This window comes from Streptomyces bohaiensis (genome assembly GCF_012033785.1).
GTDB lineage: Bacteria > Actinomycetota > Actinomycetes > Streptomycetales > Streptomycetaceae > Streptomyces > Streptomyces bohaiensis.
Genome location: NZ_JAAVJC010000517.1, coordinates 1 through 1,432 on the forward strand (window position 1 = coordinate 1; position 1,432 = coordinate 1,432).

The 1,432-nt window shown below is 76.0% G+C and carries 1 protein-coding gene; it reads left to right on the forward strand.

What is annotated here, in order from left to right; genetic code table 11:
* On the forward strand, nt 1–1,387 hold a 1,387-nt coding region (gene lon / locus HCN52_RS24415; protein WP_168090586.1), incomplete at its 5' end, for an endopeptidase La.
* Nucleotides 1,388–1,432: the final 45 nt, after the last annotated feature.

Below are 1,432 nucleotides of genomic sequence, written 5' to 3' on the forward strand. Positions count from 1 at the left end.
GACGGCCGCTCCCGGCGAGCGGCCCGCCGGCCGGCCGCGTGACCGGCGCCCCGGCGGCGCCGTCCTGGCCCTGGTGGGCCCGCCCGGCGTCGGCAAGACCTCGCTGGGGGAGTCCGTCGCCCGCGCGATGGGACGGGAGTTCGTACGGGTCGCCCTCGGCGGGGTCCGCGACGAGGCCGAGATCCGCGGCCACCGCCGCACCTACGTCGGGGCGCTCCCCGGCAGGATCGTCCGGGCCATCAAGGACGCCGGCTCCATGAACCCCGTGGTGCTGCTGGACGAGGTCGACAAGGTCGGCAGCGACTTCCGCGGCGACCCGGCTGCCGCGCTGCTGGAGGTGCTGGACCCCGCGCAGAACCACACCTTCCGCGACCACTACCTGGAGGTCGAACTCGACCTGAGCGACGTGGTCTTCCTCGCCACGGCCAACGCTCTGGAGACCATCCCGCAGCCGCTGCTGGACCGCATGGAACTGGTGCAGCTCGACGGCTACACCGAGGACGAGAAGGTCACCATCGCCCGCGACCACCTGCTGCCCCGTCAGCTGGAGCGCGCCGGACTCGCCGCCGACGAGGCGACGATCACCGACGACGCGCTGCGCAGGCTCGCCGGCGAGTACACCCGCGAGGCCGGGGTCCGCGGCCTGGAACGCGCCGTCGCGCGGGTGCTGCGCAAGGTCGCCGCGCGCGGCGAGTCCGGCGACGGCACCCTGCCGGTGACGATCGGTGCCGACGACCTGCGCGCGCTGGTCGGCCGGCCGCGCCACACCCCCGAGGCCGCCCACGACCCCGCCGAACGCCGGACCGCGGTGCCCGGCGTGGCGACCGGGCTCGCCGTCACCGGGGCCGGCGGGGACGTGCTCTACGTCGAGGCATCCCTGGCCGACCCCGAGACCGGCGGGGCGGGGCTCACCCTCACCGGGCAGCTGGGCGACGTCATGAAGGAGTCCGGGCAGATCGCCCTCTCCTACCTCCGCTCGCGCGGTGCGGAGCTGGAGCTGCCGGTGGGCGACCTCAAGGAGCGCGGCGTCCACCTGCACGTGCCCGCCGGCGCCGTGCCCAAGGACGGGCCCAGCGCGGGGGTCACCATGATCACCGCGCTGGCATCGCTGCTCAGCGGCCGCCAGGTGCGACCCGATGTGGCGATGACCGGTGAGGTCTCGCTCACCGGCCGGGTCCTGCCGATCGGCGGGGTGAAGCAGAAGCTGCTCGCCGCCGACCGCGCCGGCGTCACCACGGTGATCATCCCGGCACGGAACGAGCCCGACCTGGACGACGTCCCCGCCGAGGTACTGGCCCGCCTCGACGTCCGGCCGGTCTCCGACGTGCGGACCGTCCTGGAGGTCGCCCTCACCCCGGGCCACCGGCCGGTGGAGGTCGCGGCCTGACGACCGGCGGCGCGCGGCGCCCGACCCGGGCCCACGGCCCGGGCC